Origin of the sequence: Falsiroseomonas oryziterrae (genome assembly GCF_021864505.1) — a bacterium.
GTDB lineage: Bacteria > Pseudomonadota > Alphaproteobacteria > Acetobacterales > Acetobacteraceae > Falsiroseomonas > Falsiroseomonas oryziterrae.
This window is the reverse complement of the sequence record NZ_JAKJIB010000294.1, coordinates 1-5,443: the sequence shown is the minus strand read 5'-3', so window position 1 is coordinate 5,443 and position 5,443 is coordinate 1. Positions and strand designations below refer to the sequence as shown.

Below are 5,443 nucleotides of genomic sequence, written 5' to 3'. Positions count from 1 at the left end.
CGCCGCCGACCTCGCCCGCCTGGTGCTGGCGCGGCTGCCGGAGGAGGATCCGCGGCTCGCCGCCGACCGCCGCGTCGCCGCGCGCCTGGCCGCCGAGCGCGCGCGTGCCGCCTCCGAGGCCTTCCGGCGCCACGGCATGGACTGGGACGAGATGCGCGCCCTCGGCCTGCCCGCCTCCGCGATCGAATCCGCGCTGCTCGAGGCGCTGCCGGCGCGGATGGAGGCGCTGCTCGACATCGGCACCGGCACCGGCCGGCTGCTGGAACTGGCGACGCCGCGGGCGGAGCGCGCGCTCGGCGTGGATATGAGCCGCGACATGCTGGCGCTGGCGCGGGCGCGGCTGGCGGAACGCGGGCTCGCGGACCGGGCCGGCGTGCGCCAGGCCGACATGTACCGGCTGCCCTTCGGCGATGCGTCCTTCGACGCCGTCGCGCTGCAGATGGTGCTGCACTATGCCGAGGATCCGGCCGCCGCGCTGGCCGAGGCCGCGCGCGTGCTGCGGCCGGGCGGGACGCTGCTGCTGGCGGACCTCGCGCCGCATGACGACGCCGCGCTGATGCAGCGCCAGGCGCATCGCTGGCCCGGCTTCGACGACGCGCAGCTTGCCGGCTGGCTGGGTGCCGCCGGCTGCACGCTGGCCTCCGCCCACACCATCCCCGGGCCGCTCGCCGTCCGGCTCTGGTCGGCGCGCCGCCAGCCCGCCCCCGTCGCCCCTGTCTCCGCTCTCGCCCAAGGCTGAACCGCATGTCCCGCCCCCATCTCCTCGACGCGCTGCGCGATCGGGTCCTGCTCTGCGACGGCGGCTTCGGCGCGCGCATCCAGGGCATGACGCTCGACATCGAGCGCGACTTCCTGGGCAAGGAGAACTGCACCGAGGTGCTGATCCTCTCGCGCCCCGACATCGTGCGCGACATCCATCGCGGCTACTTCGAGGCCGGCGCCGACATGGTGCTGACCAACACCTTCGGTGGCAGCCCGGTCACGCTCGGCGAGTTCGAGCTCGAGGACCGCGCCTTCGAGATCAACAAGGCGGCGGTGGAGCTGGCGCGCGAGGCGTCGGAGGGATTCTCGGATGGCCGGCCGCGCTGGGTGATCGGCGACATCGGGCCGGGGACGAAGCTGCCGACGCTCGGCAACATCGACTACGACACGCTGGAAGCCGCGCTGGTCGTGCAGTGCCGCGGGCTGATCGCGGGCGGCGCGGATGCGCTGCTGACCGAGACCAACCAGGACACGCTCTACATCAAGGCCGCGGTGAACGCGGCGAAGATCGCCCGCGCCGAGGCCAAGTCCGACATCCCGGTCTTCGTGCAGGTGACGGTGGAGACGACCGGCACGCTGCTGGTCGGGCCCGACATCTCGGCCGCCGCCGCGGTCGTGCATGCGCTCGACGTGCCGCTGATCGGGCTGAACTGCGCGACGGGGCCGCAGGAGATGGCCGAGCATGTGCGCTGGCTGTCGAAGAACTGGCCCGGCCTGATCTCCGTGCAGCCGAATGCCGGCCTGCCGGAGCTGGTGGACGGGAAGACGCATTACCCGCTGACGCCGGCGGAGCTCGCGACCTGGATGGAGCGCTTCGTCACCGAGGACGGGCTGAACCTGATCGGCGGCTGCTGCGGCACCTCGAACCCGCATATCGCGGCGCTGGATGCGATGCTGCGCAAGCTCGCGGGCGGTGCGGCGCGGCCGGCGCCGGTTGTGCGCAAGCCGGTCTGGGTGCCTTCGGTCGCGAGCCTCTACACCGCGACGGCGCTCCGGCAGGAGAACAGCTACTTCTCGATCGGCGAGCGCTGCAACGCGAACGGCTCCAAGGCCTGGCGCGAGCGGCAGGCGGCGCATGACTGGGACGGGTGCCTGGCAATCGGCCGCGAGCAGGTGGCGGAAGGATCGAACAGCCTCGACGTCTGCACCGCCTTCGTCGGCCGCGACGAGATGGCGGAGATGAACGAGGTGGTGCGCCGCTTCACCAGCAGCGTGAACTCGCCGCTGGTCATCGATTCGACCGAGACGCCGGTGATCGAGGCGGCGCTGAAGCTGCATGGCGGCAAGGCGATCATCAACTCGATCAACTTCGAGGAAGGCGAGAAGGCGGCGCATGACCGCATGGTGCTGGCGAAGAAGTTCGGCGCAGCGGTGATCGCGCTGACCATCGACGAGGTCGGCATGGCCAAGACCGTCGAGGACAAGGTCCGCATCGCGCGCCGGCTGGTGGATTTCGCCTGCAACAAGCACGGCCTGCCGCAGTCGGACCTGCTGATCGACCCGCTGACCTTCACCATCGCCACCGGCAACGAGGACGACCGCAAGCTCGGCCTCTGGACGCTGGAAGGCATCCGGGCGATCCGGGAGGAGTTCCCGGAGATCCAGATCATCCTGGGCCTCTCGAACATCTCCTTCGGCCTGAACCCGGCCGCGCGGCATGTGCTGAACAGCGTGTTCCTGGATCACGCCGTGAAGGCCGGCATGACGGGCGCGATCGTTCATGTCTCCAAGATCAAGCCGCTGCACCAGATCCCGCCCGAGGAGGTGCAGGTGATGGAGGACCTGATCTGGGACCGGCGGCGCGAGGGCTACGATCCGCTGCAGAAGGTGCTGGAGATGTTCAGCGGCCGGAAGGCCGCCGACACCAGCGCGAAGAAGCGGGCGGAGACGGTCGAGGGCCGCCTCAAGGACCGCATCGTGGACGGCGACCGCAAGGGCCTCGACGAGGAGCTGGCGGATGCGCTGGCGAAGGGGCTGACGCCGCTCGCGATCATCAACGACGTGCTGCTCGACGGCATGAAGGTGGTCGGCGACCTGTTCGGCGCCGGCAAGATGCAGCTGCCCTTCGTGCTGCAGAGCGCCGAGACAATGAAGGCGGCGGTGGCCTATCTCGAGCCCTTCATGGAGCGCGTGGAGGGCCAGGAGAAGGGCACCATCGTGCTCGGCACGGTGAAGGGCGACGTGCACGACATCGGCAAGAACCTGGTCGACATCATCCTGACCAACAACGGCTACAAGGTCGTCAACCTCGGCATCAAGGTGCCGCTGAACGACATCGTCGCCGCGGCGCGCGAGTACAAGGCGCATGCGATTGGCATGTCGGGGCTGCTGGTGAAATCCACCGTCGTGATGCGCGAGAACCTCGAGGAGATGTCGCGCCAGGGCGTCGAGCTGCCGGTGCTGCTCGGCGGGGCGGCGCTGACGCGCAACTATGTCGAGGAGGATTGCGTGAAGGCCTATGCCTGCGGGCGGGTGGCCTATGCGCGCGACGCCTTCGACGGCCTGCACCTGATGGACAAGGTGATGGGCAATGGCTTCGACGACTACCTGGCCGCGCTGCAGGCCAAGCGTGCCGGCAAGGCGAAGAACGAGAAGCGCGTGCTGGGCCAGGCCGATCCGCGCGGCTTCGCGCCGGTGGACGTGAACTACGCGCAGGCGCGCCGGCGTCGCGTGAGTGTCGAGAGCCAGGCGCCCGCGCCGCCCTTCTGGGGCGCGCGCGTGATGGAGGCCGCGCCGAAGGCGCTGGTGCCCTTCATCAACGAGCGCAGCCTCTATCAATTCCAATGGGGCTTCCGGAAGTCGGGGCGCAGCCTCGAGGACTTCCTCGGCTGGGCGAAGCAGGAGCTGCGCCCGGTGCTGAAGCGCATGCTCACGCTGACGGAGGAGCAGGAGATCCTCAAGCCGCAGGCGATCTACGGCTATTGGAAGTGCGCGGGCCAGGGCAACGACCTGATCCTCTTCGAGGAGGACGGCGTGACCGAGGCCTGCCGCTTCACCCTGCCGCGCCAGCCGAAGGAGGACGGCGAGTGCATCGCCGACTTCGTGACGGATGTGGAGGACGGGCGCGACGTGATCGGCCTGCAGGTCGTGACCGTGGGCCAGAAGGCGTCCGACGTCGCGCGCGAGTGGTTCGAGGAGAACCGCTACCAGGATTATCTTTATCTCCACGGCCTCGGCGTCGAGATGGCGGAGGCGATGGCGGAATACGTCCACAAGCGCATCCGCGCCGAATGGGGCTTCGCCGCCGAGGACGAGCGCGACATCGAGAAGATGCTGCAGCAGGGCTACCGGGGCGGGCGCTATTCCTTCGGCTATCCCGCCTGCCCGCGGCTCGAGGACCAGGCGCCGCTGCTGAAGCTGCTGCAGGCGGAGCGCATCGGCGTGGAACTGTCCGACGAATGGCAGCTCCATCCGGAGCAATCCACCAGCGCCATCGTGCTGCACCACCCGCGGGCGAAGTATTTTTCGGTCTGAACCTTGCTGCCGCGAGACGGTTGTCACGGAGACGGCCACCTGGGAAGGACGGGGCATGGTCACGGACGGCCTGCTGGTCTGGGGATGCGCGACGCCGCGGACGATGCGCGTCCACTGGGCGTTGCACGAACTCGGCCTGACCTACGGCTGCGAGCCGATCCGCCCACGCTCGCCGGAGCAGCAGGGGCGGCATTCGCGGCCGTGAGCCCGCGCGGCAAGATCCCGGTGCTGCAGGATGGCGCGCTGACGCTGACCGAAAGCGCGGCCATCGTGAACCACCTTGCCATGCGCCACGGCCGCGACGGCGCGCGGCTGATGCCTGCCGATGCGGAAGGCCGTGCGCGCTACGACGAGTGGTGCTTCTTCATCATGACAGAGCTCGACGCCACCAGTCTCTACGTCTTGCGCCGTCACGTCGGCCTGCCGCACATCTATGGCGAGTCGCCGGAGGCGGTGCGCGCGGCGCGCGCCTATTTCAAGCGGCAGGCAGGGAGCGTCGCGGCCAGTCTCGGTGATGGCCGGCCCTGGCTTCTCGGCGAAGCTTTCAGCGGTGCCGACATCCTGCTCGCGACCTGCCTCGATTGGGCTGCCGCCAGCGACTTGGCCTTGCCCGATGGCGTGCTGGACTATCATGCTCGGGCGCGCGCGCGACCTGCCTATGCCGCGGCACGGCAGGCCAACCAGGCTGGTCACTGGACGCACCGCTGAGGCTCGGTTCCCGAGGGTTGCCGGGTCGGGGGAGGGCGGGGCAAGACTCTCCCTCATCCCCTCTGAGGAAGGCTGACACTTGGCCGAGAACAGGGCCTCGCGCATCGAGCACATCGCCACGGCCTCCGTCGCCGTGGCGCTGCTTGTGCTCGCGCTGAAGGCGGGTGCCTGGTGGCTGACGGGGTCGGTCGCGCTCTTCGCCGACGCGCTGGAATCGGTGGTGAACGTCGCCGCCGCCATCGCCGCGCTGCTCGCCATCCGCCTCTCGCAGCTGCCGCCCGACGCCAACCACCCCTACGGCCATGCGAAGGCGGAATACTTCTCCGCCGTGCTGGAAGGCGCGCTGATCATCGTCGCCGCCATCCTGATCCTGCAGGAGGCGTGGAGCGCCTGGCAGGAGCCGCGCGCGCCGGAACAGGCGGCGGCCGGCCTCGTCGTCGCCGCGGTCGCCACCGCGGTCAACGCGGCCTGGGCGGCGGTGCTGTTCCGCCGCGGGCGG

The 5,443-nt window shown here is 69.9% G+C and carries 5 protein-coding genes; all 5 read left to right on the top strand.

What is annotated here, in order from left to right; translation table 11 throughout:
* On the top strand, positions 1–739 hold a 739-nt coding region (locus tag L2I40_RS18450), incomplete at its 5' end, for a class I SAM-dependent methyltransferase (protein WP_237216652.1).
* A gap of 5 nt (positions 740–744) precedes the next feature.
* Entirely contained in the window at positions 745–4,236 is a 3,492-nt protein-coding gene (metH, locus tag L2I40_RS18445; RefSeq protein ID WP_237216651.1) for a methionine synthase, read from the top strand.
* A gap of 55 nt (positions 4,237–4,291) precedes the next feature.
* The gene (locus L2I40_RS18440) at positions 4,292–4,441 is read left to right on the top strand and encodes a hypothetical protein (protein ID WP_237216650.1); all 150 of its coding nucleotides are present in this window, start codon (positions 4,292–4,294) and stop codon (positions 4,439–4,441) included.
* Positions 4,438–4,944: a glutathione S-transferase family protein gene (locus tag L2I40_RS18435; RefSeq protein WP_237216649.1), complete on the top strand. Its 507-nt coding sequence runs from the start codon at positions 4,438–4,440 to the stop codon at positions 4,942–4,944. The genes L2I40_RS18440 and L2I40_RS18435 overlap by 4 nt, the downstream gene beginning before the upstream one ends.
* A gap of 79 nt (positions 4,945–5,023) precedes the next feature.
* The coding region (locus tag L2I40_RS18430) for a cation diffusion facilitator family transporter (RefSeq protein WP_237216648.1) at positions 5,024–5,443 on the top strand (420 nt) is incomplete at its 3' end.